Raw genomic sequence first — 13,975 nt, 5'->3', positions numbered from 1 at the left:
TTGCTCTGTACTAGTTGAAGGAGGAGAATGTATGTGCTACTATTTGGTCAGAATAACATACAGTTACCTCACCAAAATATTTCTGAGGGAAGTGATATGTTGGCAATGCCTCTAGTAGTAAGAGAAGTACCCCGCATTTACATGAAGCACGATCAACTGTACAAAGAACTCATCAACACCTTTTTTAAGGAATTTATTGAAGCATTTTTCCCGGACGTATATGAACATCTTGATTTCCAAGCTATAAAACCGATCTCCGAGGAAGTGTATACAGATGTGTTGCAAGGTGAGAACCGTCGTCTTGATATTGTAGTGGAGACAAAGTTAAGAAATACAGACGTTGTAATTATAGTTCATATAGAGCCTCAGAGTTATGTGCAAAGAGAATTTCATGAAAGGATGTTTCGCTATTTTAGTTTGCTATACAATAAATATAGAAAGCCTATTGTACCTATAGCCGTTTTTAGTTACAAGGAAAATTGGGAAAAGAATAGATACACGATGGAATTTCCATTTTTTCATGTTTTAACATTTCATTATTTGACCTTACACCTACGGAAAAAGAATTGGCGCGATTATATTCGTTCGGACAACCCGGCTGCTGCGGCGCTTTTAAGCAAGATGGGATATAATGAAGATGAGAAAATAGAAGTTAAAAAAGAATTTTTACGGATGATAACAAGAATGGAACTTGATCCAGCCAGACAACGATTGATTTACGGCTTCTTTGAAACGTATCTAAAATTATCAAAAAAAGAGGAGGATAAGTTAATGGAGGAGATAAGGAATTTACCTGAAGCGGAGAAGATCTTGGAGATTCCAATATCTTATGAGGAGAAGGGGAAAGAGCTAGGCAAGGAAATTGGGAAAGAGATAGGAAAAAAAGAAGTTGCGACGGAGATGTTGAAGAAAGGATTAAGTGTGGAGTTTATCTCGGATGTTACACATTTAGAGGTGCAAGAGATTGAGAGATTGAAAAAACAAATATGAATAAAAATGTAACGGGTTCGTTTGATGGGGAGAAAACATTAAAGAACATATTCTTTGGGGACACAATTCACATAAGAATTGAAGTCCCTGTTTTTGTTTATATTGTCGAATTGGCGCAAAATTATCACAGGTATTAGCATGATTTGCTTTCTGCCCACTGAGATTGAGCAATGCTCTTCCTATTTCAAGTAAATGACCATAAAAATTAATTTCATCCTTTTCAAATTTCAAGTTAGTTCCGACCTGAACAACCTCATAAAACACTAATTTCACGGGTGTGAATACTTTAGGGACATTTATTGTCCCTGTATGAATTCCCTTGTCCTGCAAGGGGTTGGGGTTGATTTATGTATTTATATGATGTACCTTAATAACAAGGGGGGACGGAAAATGCTTATTATGATCTGTGACAAATGTGATGAAGTAGTGAATTACATCAAATCAGAATCGTATCAAAAGTTTTACTGCGACGGAAAGAAATATTGTACATGCCAGGAATCAAAAATAGAATCTTTGGCCTTGAAAAATCAGATACTATTTAAATAATGGGTGCTGTTCTGGGAGAGAGAACAATAACTAACACATGATAAGGAGTACAAAACGCATCGCGTTTTGTACTCCTATTTTTATGGAAATGATGGTATGTATTAGCTTTTACCATCGGAAATAACTTTACAGATAGCAAGCCTACAAGAAAGATACATAGATTATATGCGATAAAAATGTTAATAACTCTTTACATACTTAGGGGGTTATGTTATAAAAAAGTAAAGAGGTCTTTACATTCAGGTGGTGAAAGAATTGCCAGTTAAAAATAATATACGGAAAATACGAAGAGAAAAGGGCATCAAACAGTTACAAATGGCAGAAGATCTGCAAGTAACAAGACAAACGATGACAGCGATTGAAAATAATAAGTATAACCCCAGTCTTGAATTGGCTTTGAAAATTGTAAAGTATTTTGAGATGCCCATTGAAAAAATATTTATTTTGGAAGAGGAGGAAGAGAAATGAAGCAAAGAATTAGTAAGTGGATATTAACGTTTGGAGCAATCGGTGCTTTGATTGGGATGACACTAGGACAACTTATTACAGGTACACTAAATCTTTCAGGATTACTAGGTTCTCTCTCTGGAGTGTTGTTGTTTTTTATTATTGATCTCATTAGAAATCGGATGAAAAAGGATAATACTCCTGATATAGATGAGCGAACACGTTATAATATGATCAGATATTATGTCTATGCTTCTAATATCTTTATTGGTGTAGCTTTTCTATTGTTAGCTATCGTCACCTTTGTTGGAATGGAACAAGTTTCCGTATATTATTTATGGATCATGATATTTGTATATTTTATAATAAGTGGAATTGGTGCAGTAGTTGTAAGTCGAAAATAAGGTTATATTTTTATAGTTATCGATCACGAATCAATAAATTTCCGAAGAATTGGGCAATGCTGGGAGTTGATGCGATAAAGAGCAAATGTATTTTATTGTTTAAAAAACGCGATGTTTAAGAATGGAGAATTCCTTTGGTGACATTAAAAACAATTAACGAAGATAATTATGAAGAATGTTTGAATTTGAAAGTGTCGGTTGACAATACAGATTTCGTAGATCCTGTTGCGTGGTCTTTGGCAGAGGCTTGGGTTTTTTATGATGATTCACGCCCCTTTGCCATTTATGCGGATGATGTGATGGTCGGCTATGTTTTAATGTATATTGGCGAAGAGAACCATCAAATAATAAATTTCATGATAGACAGCCGTTTTCAAAAAAGAGGTTACGGAACAGCGGCAGCTAAGCTTTGCATTGAATATTTACGTAAAGACTACAACGCAAGTAAAATTTCTTTACCAGTGGAGCCAGAAAATATAAATGCACAAAAACTATGGAGTAGCGTAGGTTTTACAATGACAGATGATATGGAAGACGGTTATCTTTTTATGCGATTAAGTTTTACCCAACATGAAAATTAGAACCTGAAATTATTTTAAAATATAATTAAATATTAAGCTTACGTATGCAAACGTTAACAAGATGATCATATTAAGGTCGCCTTTTTTTGATTAAATTTTGAGTTTTAATATTGGAATATTATGTTAGTATTTCATTTAAAGGAAAATTTTACAAGCAGACTTCAGTTGATTCTATTAAAGTGACATATCCTAAAAAACGAAAACGGGTGGTAGTATGTTTAGGAAGAGTATTAGACTTCCATTGATATATTTTGTAGTAGCAATTATTTGGCAGTTGATTTTTTATCAGAAAGTACGTTGGGTTGATAACATAGGGATATCTATTTTAATGGTCCTGATTATTCTTTTTTATCATTGGACAAAGAAACCTTATAAATGGAATAGAGATAGAAGTGAATGAAATATTGAGGGAGTTAGTTTAATAAGGGAGTGATTGAATGCAAGGTTATAATGTGATAATGGTTTACAACAATAAACTGGATAAGTTGTTGATGTGTAAAAGATTAAAATACCCTTATAAAGGATTAAGTAATTTAGTGGGTGGCAAAATTGAAGTTGGAGAGGCAGGTATTGAGGCCGCCTACAGAGAGCTTCTTGAAGAAACAAGTATTTCAAAAGAAGATATAAAATTACATCATTTAATGGATTTTACCTATCATCTTCAAGATTGTTATGTTGAGGTTTATGTTGGTAGATTAAAGAGAGCAATATCAGTTTCTGGTGATGAAAATATTCTGTATTGGTCTGATTTAGATCAAAACTTTTTTGATATGTCTTTATACGCTGGAGAGGGTAACATCGGCCACATGATAGAGCATGTGAACTATATCAAAGATACAATTCTTTCTGATGAAAACTCCTTTGCATAAAACCAGTTCTCTTTCGGGTTCATTCTTTTATAACGGTGCAAAAATTAATGAAGGTGATCAAAGCGGGGGTCACCTTATACTTATTTGTTTATACGGTAGATACATAGGGGGATAAAGGTGATGTGGACTTTATACCAAATACTAATGATTTTATTAATGGTAACATCTATGTGGTTGTTAGAATTTACAAGTCAAGACAGGACCGTTCAATTAACAACCGGAGAATGGACTACGGTAATACCTTCATTCGGTACTTTTTTCATTGTTGCATTGATTGTAACTTTTATTTATTTTATCTTCTTATTTGAGGCTAAAAAAGATAAAAGTCTACTTAATAATCCGATATGGTCAAGGATGCCAAAAATCAATGTAATTATAGGTGTTTTATCAGTAATTGTATTTATATTGGGTGGAACGATCGGCCTATCATGACATGGGTGGAACAATGGCGATTCACAATTTATGTGTTTCTTGTTTATTTCTTATTTTTAATTTTCCTGTTTATCTTTTCGTTCGAATACAAAAAACAAAGAACTTCCCAACAAAGCCAAAAATCTATACATATTTCTTATGCTTGGACACTTTTAGTGTTTTTTGTTCTATATTTCTTATTTTGAATTCAAATGTAAAGAGGGATTGTTCAATAATATGCTTTGTTCATTAAAGAGTTGTCAAAAGGGACGACTCTTTTTTATTCAGAATTAAATAACGAAATTTGCAACTTTTAAATTCCAATTACGTCTTAGTAACGATGAGAAAATCTAGGGGGAGAGTTGTTTTGGCAGAAGACAACATCACAAGGGGAATTACTGAATGGTACGATCGCTACAGTGATTCGATATTCAGTTACATATTCATGATGGTCCGTGATTATCAACTAGCGGAAGACTTAACTCAGGATACATTGCTAAATGCTTATAAAAAGTATCATTCATTTGAAGAACGGGCAAAACCGAAAACTTGGCTTTTTAGTATCGCTCGCAATATAACCATCGACTATATGAGAAAGCGAAAACCGATAAGTGTCTTTAAGGATATATTTGGAACCAAAGAAGACACCAACCCACTACCAGCAGATATTGTTGAGGTTAGGGAAACTTCAAAAGAGCTATATAGAGCGTTGGGCAACATCAAACAACCTTATCGTGAAGTGATTGTTTTAAGAAAGTTAAATGGTTTCAGCATTAAAGAAACAAGTGAAATCTTGAATTGGTCAGAAAGCAAGGTTAAATCTACTCTTCATCGGGCCATTCCCGCTTTAGAAAAACAACTTACTAAGGAGGGGTTTCTAAATGAAAAAACAATATAGTAATCGGCCTGTCTATGATGACTATTTACAACAACTGGATAGGGATATCATAATGACTAGAAAACAAAAAAAACAGACTCGGAGCAATCTGCTATTGAACATAGACGACATGAAGCAGCCTGCAAAATATTTTGTCAGACTTAAATATGTATCTAGCTTTGGTGTGTTTGTAGTCCTTCTATTCATTGGTTATCAATTGTTTGCAACCGATATTCTCAGTCTTAACGAAGGATCATCAACAAAACCACAGGACAACCAAACAGAAAACTTTTTTATATTAGATGAAGCTGATGAAGCGGATGAATCGGAGCAACAAGAGACTATAAGAGAAAGTAAATATGGTGAGAGGACGGAGAGTGTTGAACCTCTCATAGATATTATAAACTTGATTCTTCCAACTTATGTCCCAGGACAAGAGCCTGCTGAACCAAAACACGTAGTAGAAGTATCTGAATCAGCATATGCATATGCTGATTACCATCTTCCTGAAGATCAATCTCTTAGCGTTTATCTAGGAGAAGGAAGTGTAGAAGATATGTGGCAATTTAAATTTGACTACACAGACGGATCATTTGAAGAATTTGAATTAGCTGGGCATCCTTCTATTCTCCGGTTAGAGGCAGAGGATGTTGCTCACTTTAGCAACCTTCATATCTTTGGTGAAAACCAAATCATCACGATATCTACGCGTGGGATTGAAAAGGAAGAAATATTGAAAATCGCGAACTCGATGGATTTAACAAAGTTAGGTACAACAATTGAAGTTGGAGAAACCTCGGTTGAAGATGCATCTGAAGAATTATCAAGGGAAATCGAAGAAATTACAAAGAATCTCGAGGAAGTTAGCGGAACAGAATTCAAAACACCATCTGAATATGAGCATTATTTCGTCGGTGAGATTCAAGCTGATTTAGAAAAACTTCCAAAAGAAGTACAAGAATATATATTATCTGGTGCTTCTGTTCATATTGTTGACACCTTTGTTCATGATGAAGCAGCTAGAAAAACTTTAATTGAAGTTAATGAGCGATTGCCTGAATTCAATTCCAACGATGTGGATGCTTTAATTTCCAATATGGTAGATAAAAGCTACGAAGAAAGATTAAAGGAATTGATTGAATTTAGAAATGAATAATCCCCTAGTGGATAAGAAGGGTAAAATTTTTCTGAATTGAAACGAGTTAATAAATGCTTGTCGCTTCTTGCGTGAACGTGTACGATAGTTTAATTAAGAAACCATACTTTCAACAAATTACCATTGAACACAAACGTATGTTCTTATATAATAAAAAATACAATATGTTGAAAGGTGGATATAGGATGATTAACGATAGAGGTACAATCAAATGGACATCAATGATGCTGCCGGAGCATGCAAATATGTTGAAGGAAATGTGGAGTCAAAAGGAATGGAAAGAGAAGCCGATGCTTGATGAACAATTAATAACGGAAATGAATTTAAAGCTGCAGTTTGCTCTTAAGGATGACTTGACGATTGAGATTGAATATTTTAAAGACCACGATTACCACAAGATAAAAGGAAAGTTATTAGGTGTCAATCCCTTGCTTAATTATATTAAGATAGAAGATATGGAGCTTCCATTGGACGCTATTACCGGCGTGTGGATAGATTAAGAACAGAAGAATGGTTCAACAACATGTGAAACGCTCAGATCTTTCTGAGCGTTTTTGAGTAACTCTGTACCATCATTCAATGATAATTACTTCTCCATCCCTTAATGCTTTAAAAGGTATTTTATTATTAATCAGATATTCAATATAATTGTCTATATCTCGAGACTCTGGATGGTCTGATTTATAATGGGGAGCAACTGCATAATCTAAAATATGTAGTCCGTCCCAAATAGCTTGAAACTCTTCTCCATACGGCTTCTGATTAGGGTCATCTGCAAAATCAATCCCTTTTAGCGTTGGTCCAAGAATACAAACGCCCGCACTGTACCCTCCGTATACGATGTCTTTGTTGTCTCTATAATACTTTTTAAGAATTTCATCGAACCCGCTTAATTTCATAGCCTGAGCAAGAACGAAAGTGTTGCCGCCCCTTATCCAGATGACATCATACTCATTAAGTTTTTCTTCTAGTCCTTCTGGGTTATGGAAATACTTTTTTAAATCTAAAATATCCACTATAAAACCTAGTCTGAGCAGATCCGAAATGTCCGATGCATCACTTTTACTTTTTCTTTCTAAATCAGTTGCAAAGTCCAGTGCATTATTGATATATGCAACTTTTTTATTACCGGTTTTCGTCATGTCAATTAATCTTTGTTCTTCATATCCGATTTTATAAGACGACAGATAAAATTTCATGTTATCCCTCATTTTCCTTCTTTAATGAATGCATTCGCTAACTCAATAAGAATCAGAAAGCAACATCATTTTTTCCTATTATAAATAGCTCGCTTTATATCAAAAACACCTATCGTTCCACAAATTAATACACCTAAACTTAAAATACCAGTAAGAATCCAGTTACTACCCCAACTATCTATTACGCCATATAAACAAGCTAATGCCACAACTAAAGCGGCGTATTTTTCTCTCCATTTATCTAATTTTGAGGGGGCTTCATTACTCAAAAAAATCAACTCCATCGCTAAGATACATTAGTAAAGAATAAAGACAATAATTCAACGTCGTTTCATTTTTTAAAAGTAACAAAGATCATAAAGCAATGGCATCAACACAAGTATGACGATAGTAACAGCAACAATGAACAGCAGGTTAGCAAATAACAGCACCGTCCATTGTCTGTTCTTGAATTGGTACCAGTAACTAAACCCCCACATGGATAAAAGTAAAATCCAAATTCCCATATCTATAGGACTAGGGGAGGGTACACTTGGATCTGGCTCACTAATATTTACGAACAGGGCAAGTCCGAGAAACCCGACAGCTCCCAAAAGGATTATATTAACAACATGCGCAAAAAGATGATAAAGTTTATTTTTCATTACATCTCCACTCCTTCAGCCCTTTAATATATTCGACAAAAAGAGCGTTAACCCTTCTTGGATAACGCTCCTGTTAGTTAAAATATCATTTGACCGATCAGATAACCAAGACCTGTCTGCCAAAAGAATAAAAATACTACCATCATAAGAAACCAAGTAATCCGCCAAATCTTATTGGGCCGGACAAATTGAAGGAAATAAAAGACACCCCATATGACATACGAAAGCCCAGTTGCAAAGTACGTTTCGGACCCTGCCGTGTTGCTGAATAAGGCCCCAAATAAAGCAATTGCGTTAAACGCCAATAACATAAATAAAAAGATAAAGTTATTTATATGAAACGCTTTGTTACTCAAGTTTCCTATAAATAAGATGGATGCCATGATTACTAATAAACCTATAAATATGAAAGGAATAGCGAGAGAAGTTAAGGTTCCACCGTCATCATTTATCATTAATACAGTACCAAATAAAATAATTCCGCCACCTATTAAAGCCAATGTTTTTCCTGTTTTAGACGATTTGTTCAATGTAAGGCACCTACCTTATAAGCAAATAGTAACCTTGGAATCACGGTCAAAAATTAATTTCCCGAACTACCTATTTCTTCAAAAACCACACCATCCGTTGTTTGCACTTTCAACGGTTCTTTTATTTCATCTATCCCTATTTGGATGAAAGGAACCTTGCCATCTACGCCTTCACCTATAAGCTTGAGCGTGATTTCTGTAGAACCCCATTTACTCACATCTTCAACTTGTATCTCTTTTCCTAGATATTCCTCGCCTAGCAGTATAGTTATTTCTTTCTTACCTTCCGAAATAGTGGAGATTCGGTAACCTTCCGTTTCTATAGGGGCAGCGCTTGCTTGTGCAATAATCCAATAACCATCATCTGAATAGATGGTTAATCCAATGATTGCAAAAAATAGAATAGGTAAAACAACAAGGCTGATTTTATCACCTTTATGGAGTTGCTGTGATTTTATTCTCCGGGTGATGATGGGTAATAGAAGGGTACCGATAACACTAATGGTTAAAAAACCACCAGCGATAAATAAATAACCCATCCCTTCAAACCCTCCAACGAAGAATATACTGTAAACAACAATTAATAAAGAAAAAAGAAAGGTGACCATTGGTGCCAAATAATAGTTGCCGTTCCTTTTTGACACAATAAAAACAAACGTAAAAAAGATCAACCCTAAAAATAATCCACCTAACATAATTAGGTATGCCATGTTCAAACCCCCAATTTATAAAAATAACTCCACGATATTGTCTAAGAGAAAAATGATCACTAAATCAGCAACTAGTGAGGTCCAGAACCATTTTTTATTGAAGAACGTAAACGTGAATACCAGTAAAAAGATCGCAGCCGGTACGTAAAATAAAATGATCCCTGAGTAAAATTGTCCCATCAACAGTGGGGCAGATTCACCATAAAATGAGAAGCTGGAGTAGAAAATATAAAACAAAATGAGCGCTCTCACCGTAACAAGTAGCAACTTTAGTCCAGTATTAAACTGCACGAGTTTCTTTAATGGTTTTAATTCCACATCCTCCGAAAAGTCTTGCTTTGGCATGCTTTCGTCGAACTCTACGGCGCTCTCATGTAATTTTCTGCAATCCCCACAATCTTTGATGTGTTCTAGAATTATCTGTTTCGGCTCCTCCTCCAGGTCATTGATTAAGGGAATCAACTCCTGAGATAAGAGATGTATTTTTTTAAAGCTATCCATAACCTCACCTCTCTTTAATCATCCGTTTTCTCATTCGAAACACTTTCGATTTTATGGTCGATACGGGAATGTTTAAAAGCTCACTGATCTCCTGGTAGTCATAGCCATAATACTCTTTCGCAATAATGATTGCTTTGTCAGTCGTGGACAGTTTACCTAATACGGTCATCAATTCATGATTGATTGTGGTACTTATTTCTGGTGTATAGTTATCAACCAGTAACGACTCGATAATGTTCTCATTTTGAAGCAACTCTGGCTTCTTCTTTTTGTAATAGTCGAGCAGTGTATTTTTCGCTCCTCTAATTAGCCAACTCCTCATATAGTTCACTTTCGTAACACTAGAAGGAGAGACTAGAATTTTGGCAAACAACTCCTGGATAATATCGTCAGCGACATCATCATCTTTGGTCAATCCTATTAATAAGTTTCTGAGATACACATAATGCTCATGATATATAGCATCAATGAGAACGAGTGGGTTCTTTTTATCCATGTTTTAATCTCCCTAAATCATTTCCCTGCAAATGAGACGAATTGGAGGCGGGTAAAGTTGCCTTTATTTTCTTTTTTATGTATTTTACAATTCTATTGATCTACAATGGCTAATTCACTGCCATTTATTACAAGTACAACAAAAAAGGTGGTTAATCCTTCTTGAATTAACGCACCTGTTAATGGAACAAAGAAATTAGTACTTCACTAATTAGCCCAGTCAAAACTTCTTATTATAAAACCTTGTTTCTTTGCATAGTTATTCATCGCTTTAAGTAGCTTACCTTTGGATATGGAAAATGAATGGTGAATTTCTCTTTTTTCATCAATCACATATTCTGCAAAAATGATAAAGTTTAAGAAGTCCATTTTTTTAACAACATATTGATTACATTCATATTCTCCGCATCTGATATTTCCAGAATAGATAAAGCGAATTAGTCCGTCATAATAGACTTGATCAGAAATCTCCACTTTCAAAAAATCTTGCAATATATCCTGCATTTAATCACATCCTCTAAGCAAATTCCTTAATTTATATATTTAAATGGAGTCTATCAGAGGGAGTTGAATAAGAAAAAGAGCCGACTATGCAGTTCAACAATCTTCAAGTAAAGACCCCGTACTACACAAGTGAATTTGATTTTTGTTGTATAATGTTTTGTATCTTCTTTCGGTACCGATCTTGGAAAAAGTTCTTATCCATCTTTTTGCTATCGAACGTTCCAATAACTCTACGTACATCTTTGTCATGAATAATTAGCTGTTTATGTTCTTGATTGTTTAACAAGTCTTGAAACCATTTATACTTCTTTAAATGGTTGATGTTTCTACCTATGTCCTCTTCGTTTACCGCTAAGAGGGAAGGTAAAAAGAGGCCGAGATTCAGAAAGACGATTAATCCGAAAATAAAAACAGAAAATAAAATTTTCATATCAACCCTCCTTGTAACAGTACGGATATGCCATCGAAAAGTTTCATTAAGTGATTCGACTTTCTTCCTAAGTCAAACTCCACTACGAAACTGGTGTTATAAGATAAATGAACGACTGATGAAGTACAGATACAATAATATTGTTATATCGAATCCAGCGTGTTACACTATAAGTTGTCAAAATAATATAACAGGGGGAGAGGGAAGATGAGAAAATCATCCATATATGCTGTTTTATTTGCTTTAGTACTGGTACTTGTAGCTTGTGGAGATAGTGAGGATACCACGGAAGATAGTACAACTACAGACGAGGTAACCGATGAAGTTTGGGAAGAGATTAAAGAAGAAGGGGTTATTACCGTTGGAACATCAGGTACACTATATCCTACTTCTTACTATCCAGAAGGATCGGATGAACTAACAGGTTTTGAAGTGGAAGTTCAGAGAGAAATTGCTAATCGGTTAGGGGTAGATGTTGAGTTTGAAATTATGGCCTATGATGCCATACTATCAGCTATAAACTCTGGTCGAGTCGATATGACCTCCATGGGACTACGTGGCGAAAGAAAAGAGCAATTTGCTTACACACAACCTATCAAATATTCTTTCGCAACGATGATTGTTCGTAAAGATGACCATTCAGGGATTGAAAAACTGGAAGATTTAGAGGGTAAACTCGCTGGAGGAGCGGCAACAACTGTTTATAGCGAAATCGCTGAAAAGTTTGGTGCGGAAGTAAAAACGTATGGTAATGCAACGAACGATGCTTATTTACGAGATGTACATAACGGAAGAACGGATGTCGTAATTAACGATTATTACTTACAGAGTCTCGCAATTCAAGCGTTTCCGGAATTTAATATTGAAATACATCCAGATTTAAAGTTCCATACTTCAACAACAAGCATTGTGATGCCTAAAGAAGCAGAAAAGTTACGTGAAGAAGTAGATGCCATTGTTGCAGAGATGCTGGAGGATGGTACATTAAGAGAAATTTCAGAGGAATTTTTCGATGGACAAGATGTTACAGTCGAACCTGAGGGAGATGTTATTGAGATAGAAGGAATAGCGAAGTAGATAAGAATACCGAATACCTAAAAGAACATAACTGGGAGAAGTAAGAGGGGTTATCTATGTTCGAAATCGACTATGTTCAATTGAATAATTTATTTGATTTTCAATTAGCGCTTGAAAGTCTTCCTTTTCTCTTGCAGGGAGTACCGATGACCCTTATTCTAACGTTGATAGGAATGCTATTGGGTCTCATTCTAGGTTTTTTCCTTGCGCTTGCAAGAGGTTCGAAATTGTTTATATTAAGATTTCCTGCTAGAACGTATATCTCGTTTATGCGGGGTGTACCAATGATCGTTTTCCTATTTCTCCTTTACTTTGGTTTGCCGGTCATTGGTATAGAATTGACTGCTTTCACTGCAGCAGCGCTAGCTTTTGGTTTAAATAGCGCTGCCTACATCGCTGAAATTAATCGCTCTGCCTTAAATAGTGTGGACATTGGACAGTGGGAGTCCGCAAAAGCACTTAATCTCCCGTACTGGTTAACGATGAGAAAAATTATTCTTCCACAAGCGGTAAGAATTGCGATCCCACCACTTTCAAACGTATTATTAAGCATTGTAAAGAGCACGTCACTCGCAGCGATGATAACCGTGCCGGAGCTATTTCAAAAAGCGCAAATTGTAGCTGGCAGGACGTTTGATTCAATGACGATGTATATTTTAATCGCTCTTATTTACTGGCCGATCTGTGGTGCAATTGCTTATATGCAAGATCGTTTGGAGGATAAGTATAGTCAATACCTTTAATAATATGTTCCACATACCTGATGAAATCATGGTGTGTGGACTTTTTTGTTTTGTAAAACAAAAAATAGAGACCATTAATTTTTTTCTGAAAACAGCCTCTATTTGTAATAATTAATGACTATTTTATTATTTGATTGTTCCACTGATGACCTCGTCCTTGTGAGCCATAAAGGCATCAAGAACTTCATTTTTTTCTTTCACTGGCACATCGAAATGATCGAGTGTGTTTGCCAACACTTTACCTGCTGCATCAAATTCTTCCTCAGTTAACTTCATATCGTAATGAGTGGGTTCCAGGTCCAGACTGTCATTATTAGGGATAGTGCTGACGTACTTATAAGGACCACCAGCCTTTTCGCTAACCCATAAAGTTGTCAAAACTACAAAACCTGCTTCCCTCCAGCTTCTATTTGCATACCAATCTTTGAGAAAGGGATTAGAAGAGTTTTTTCCTGCAACGGGGTCTTCTGCTAGTGCTTTAGCGAAATGATCAACGACAGCAGCAATATTATAGATTCCACCTAAACGCTCGTATAATGACTTCTCGGACAAAACAATTCACCCTCCTTTACTTTTCACGGTACCCGAATTTATTAATTCAAAACATTAAGATTATATGAAGTAATTAGTAGAACAAATTACCCAAGTCATATTTAATAAATAAGGGATATACTTAAGCAATTTGGTGTATTACTTGAAGATTGTTGAGCTGCTTGGGTGGTTCTTTCTTATTGAACTAAACCAGCTAATAGTTGTCAATATTTTTCTCTAAAAAACTTAAAATAATTATGATATACTTATTTTGCACATGCCAAATAACCCTCCTTAATTCTTTAATTGGAAGGCCTTGGAGTATTTGGT

21 protein-coding genes are annotated in these 13,975 nt (G+C 35.2%); 11 read left to right on the top strand and 10 right to left on the bottom strand.

Annotation, left to right across the window (positions count from 1 at the left end; all coding sequences use genetic code 11):
- Window positions 1–105 precede the first annotated feature (105 nt).
- From M3210_RS14530 to M3210_RS14490, 9 genes are all read left to right on the top strand, one after another.
- Window positions 106–990 (top strand): RpnC/YadD family protein, encoded by an 885-nt coding sequence (locus M3210_RS14530; RefSeq protein WP_251515863.1) that lies wholly within the window; start codon window positions 106–108, stop codon window positions 988–990.
- Between the two features lie 801 nt (window positions 991–1,791).
- Window positions 1,792–2,004: a helix-turn-helix transcriptional regulator gene (locus M3210_RS14525; protein WP_251515805.1), complete on the top strand. Its 213-nt coding sequence runs from the start codon at window positions 1,792–1,794 to the stop codon at window positions 2,002–2,004.
- Window positions 2,001–2,387 (top strand): hypothetical protein, encoded by a 387-nt coding sequence (locus tag M3210_RS14520; protein WP_251515803.1) that lies wholly within the window; start codon window positions 2,001–2,003, stop codon window positions 2,385–2,387. The genes M3210_RS14525 and M3210_RS14520 overlap by 4 nt, the downstream gene beginning before the upstream one ends.
- A 137-nt stretch (window positions 2,388–2,524) precedes the next feature.
- On the top strand, window positions 2,525–2,968 hold the full coding sequence (locus M3210_RS14515; protein WP_251515801.1) for a GNAT family N-acetyltransferase: 444 nt from the start codon (window positions 2,525–2,527) through the stop codon (window positions 2,966–2,968).
- A 437-nt stretch (window positions 2,969–3,405) separates the two neighbouring features.
- The gene (locus tag M3210_RS14510) at window positions 3,406–3,837 is read left to right on the top strand and encodes an NUDIX hydrolase (RefSeq protein ID WP_251515799.1); all 432 of its coding nucleotides are present in this window, start codon (window positions 3,406–3,408) and stop codon (window positions 3,835–3,837) included.
- Between the two features lie 120 nt (window positions 3,838–3,957).
- Window positions 3,958–4,269: a hypothetical protein gene (locus M3210_RS14505; protein WP_251515797.1), complete on the top strand. Its 312-nt coding sequence runs from the start codon at window positions 3,958–3,960 to the stop codon at window positions 4,267–4,269.
- Between the two features lie 346 nt (window positions 4,270–4,615).
- The gene (locus M3210_RS14500; RefSeq protein ID WP_251515795.1) at window positions 4,616–5,146 is read left to right on the top strand and encodes an RNA polymerase sigma factor; all 531 of its coding nucleotides are present in this window, start codon (window positions 4,616–4,618) and stop codon (window positions 5,144–5,146) included.
- Window positions 5,130–6,281 carry a DUF4367 domain-containing protein gene (locus M3210_RS14495; protein ID WP_251515793.1) on the top strand — a complete coding sequence of 384 codons (1,152 nt, stop codon included), beginning with the start codon at window positions 5,130–5,132 and terminating at the stop codon, window positions 6,279–6,281. Before M3210_RS14500 ends, M3210_RS14495 begins: the two co-directional genes overlap by 17 nt.
- Before the next feature lie 185 nt (window positions 6,282–6,466).
- Window positions 6,467–6,781, top strand: coding sequence for a YolD-like family protein (locus M3210_RS14490; RefSeq protein WP_251515792.1), 315 nt, complete (start codon window positions 6,467–6,469; stop codon window positions 6,779–6,781).
- A 72-nt stretch (window positions 6,782–6,853) separates the two neighbouring features.
- Here the strand turns inward: M3210_RS14490 and M3210_RS14485 are convergent, their stop codons facing one another.
- From M3210_RS14485 to M3210_RS14445, 9 genes are all read right to left on the bottom strand, one after another.
- Window positions 6,854–7,480, bottom strand: coding sequence for a Type 1 glutamine amidotransferase-like domain-containing protein (locus M3210_RS14485; RefSeq protein ID WP_251515789.1), 627 nt, complete (start codon window positions 7,478–7,480; stop codon window positions 6,854–6,856).
- Between the two features lie 65 nt (window positions 7,481–7,545).
- Window positions 7,546–7,749: a hypothetical protein gene (locus tag M3210_RS14480; protein ID WP_251515788.1), complete on the bottom strand. Its 204-nt coding sequence runs from the start codon at window positions 7,747–7,749 to the stop codon at window positions 7,546–7,548.
- A 69-nt stretch (window positions 7,750–7,818) separates the two neighbouring features.
- The gene (locus M3210_RS14475) at window positions 7,819–8,124 is read right to left on the bottom strand and encodes a hypothetical protein (RefSeq protein WP_251515787.1); all 306 of its coding nucleotides are present in this window, start codon (window positions 8,122–8,124) and stop codon (window positions 7,819–7,821) included.
- A 77-nt stretch (window positions 8,125–8,201) separates the two neighbouring features.
- Entirely contained in the window at window positions 8,202–8,654 is a 453-nt protein-coding gene (locus M3210_RS14470) for a hypothetical protein (RefSeq protein WP_251515786.1), read from the bottom strand.
- A 53-nt stretch (window positions 8,655–8,707) separates the two neighbouring features.
- Window positions 8,708–9,364, bottom strand: coding sequence for a YesK family protein (locus M3210_RS14465; protein WP_251515785.1), 657 nt, complete (start codon window positions 9,362–9,364; stop codon window positions 8,708–8,710).
- Window positions 9,365–9,379: 15 nt separating this feature from the next.
- Entirely contained in the window at window positions 9,380–9,865 is a 486-nt protein-coding gene (locus tag M3210_RS14460) for a hypothetical protein (protein ID WP_251515784.1), read from the bottom strand.
- A 4-nt stretch (window positions 9,866–9,869) separates the two neighbouring features.
- Entirely contained in the window at window positions 9,870–10,361 is a 492-nt protein-coding gene (locus M3210_RS14455) for an RNA polymerase sigma factor (RefSeq protein WP_251515783.1), read from the bottom strand.
- A gap of 206 nt (window positions 10,362–10,567) precedes the next feature.
- The gene (locus M3210_RS14450) at window positions 10,568–10,864 is read right to left on the bottom strand and encodes a hypothetical protein (RefSeq protein WP_251515782.1); all 297 of its coding nucleotides are present in this window, start codon (window positions 10,862–10,864) and stop codon (window positions 10,568–10,570) included.
- Window positions 10,865–10,985: 121 nt separating this feature from the next.
- Entirely contained in the window at window positions 10,986–11,294 is a 309-nt protein-coding gene (locus tag M3210_RS14445) for a hypothetical protein (RefSeq protein ID WP_251515781.1), read from the bottom strand.
- 207 nt (window positions 11,295–11,501) lie between these two features.
- Between M3210_RS14445 and M3210_RS14440 the strand changes: the two genes are divergently transcribed.
- Window positions 11,502–12,371, top strand: a complete 870-nt coding sequence (locus tag M3210_RS14440; protein WP_251515780.1) for a transporter substrate-binding domain-containing protein — start codon at window positions 11,502–11,504, stop codon at window positions 12,369–12,371.
- A 56-nt stretch (window positions 12,372–12,427) separates the two neighbouring features.
- Window positions 12,428–13,114, top strand: a complete 687-nt coding sequence (locus tag M3210_RS14435; protein ID WP_251515779.1) for an amino acid ABC transporter permease — start codon at window positions 12,428–12,430, stop codon at window positions 13,112–13,114.
- 126 nt (window positions 13,115–13,240) lie between these two features.
- On the opposite strand, the gene M3210_RS14430 is transcribed toward M3210_RS14435, so the two are convergent.
- Window positions 13,241–13,666 carry a globin domain-containing protein gene (locus M3210_RS14430; RefSeq protein ID WP_251515778.1) on the bottom strand — a complete coding sequence of 142 codons (426 nt, stop codon included), beginning with the start codon at window positions 13,664–13,666 and terminating at the stop codon, window positions 13,241–13,243.
- Window positions 13,667–13,975: the final 309 nt, after the last annotated feature.

The organism is Oceanobacillus luteolus, from assembly GCF_023715655.1.
In the GTDB taxonomy this organism is placed as follows: domain Bacteria; phylum Bacillota; class Bacilli; order Bacillales; family Amphibacillaceae; genus Oceanobacillus; species Oceanobacillus luteolus.
This window is presented reverse-complemented; position numbering and strand designations above follow the sequence as displayed.

Bases quoted from the DNA above. Each gene is read 5' to 3' on its own strand.
- M3210_RS14530 (WP_251515863.1), top strand. From the start codon at position 106: ATGCCTCTAGTAGTAAGAGAAGTACCCCGCATTTACATGAAGCACGAT.
- M3210_RS14475 (WP_251515787.1), bottom strand. From the start codon at position 8,124: ATGAAAAATAAACTTTATCATCTTTTTGCGCATGTTGTTAATATAATC.
- M3210_RS14445 (WP_251515781.1), bottom strand. From the start codon at position 11,294: ATGAAAATTTTATTTTCTGTTTTTATTTTCGGATTAATCGTCTTTCTG.
- M3210_RS14520 (WP_251515803.1), top strand. From the start codon at position 2,001: ATGAAGCAAAGAATTAGTAAGTGGATATTAACGTTTGGAGCAATCGGT.
- M3210_RS14440 (WP_251515780.1), top strand. From the start codon at position 11,502: ATGAGAAAATCATCCATATATGCTGTTTTATTTGCTTTAGTACTGGTA.
- M3210_RS14460 (WP_251515784.1), bottom strand. From the start codon at position 9,865: ATGGATAGCTTTAAAAAAATACATCTCTTATCTCAGGAGTTGATTCCC.
- M3210_RS14505 (WP_251515797.1), top strand. From the start codon at position 3,958: ATGTGGACTTTATACCAAATACTAATGATTTTATTAATGGTAACATCT.
- M3210_RS14450 (WP_251515782.1), bottom strand. From the start codon at position 10,864: ATGCAGGATATATTGCAAGATTTTTTGAAAGTGGAGATTTCTGATCAA.
- M3210_RS14435 (WP_251515779.1), top strand. From the start codon at position 12,428: ATGTTCGAAATCGACTATGTTCAATTGAATAATTTATTTGATTTTCAA.
- M3210_RS14465 (WP_251515785.1), bottom strand. From the start codon at position 9,364: ATGGCATACCTAATTATGTTAGGTGGATTATTTTTAGGGTTGATCTTT.
- M3210_RS14490 (WP_251515792.1), top strand. From the start codon at position 6,467: ATGATTAACGATAGAGGTACAATCAAATGGACATCAATGATGCTGCCG.
- M3210_RS14485 (WP_251515789.1), bottom strand. From the start codon at position 7,480: ATGAAATTTTATCTGTCGTCTTATAAAATCGGATATGAAGAACAAAGA.
- M3210_RS14455 (WP_251515783.1), bottom strand. From the start codon at position 10,361: ATGGATAAAAAGAACCCACTCGTTCTCATTGATGCTATATATCATGAG.
- M3210_RS14510 (WP_251515799.1), top strand. From the start codon at position 3,406: ATGCAAGGTTATAATGTGATAATGGTTTACAACAATAAACTGGATAAG.
- M3210_RS14495 (WP_251515793.1), top strand. From the start codon at position 5,130: ATGAAAAAACAATATAGTAATCGGCCTGTCTATGATGACTATTTACAA.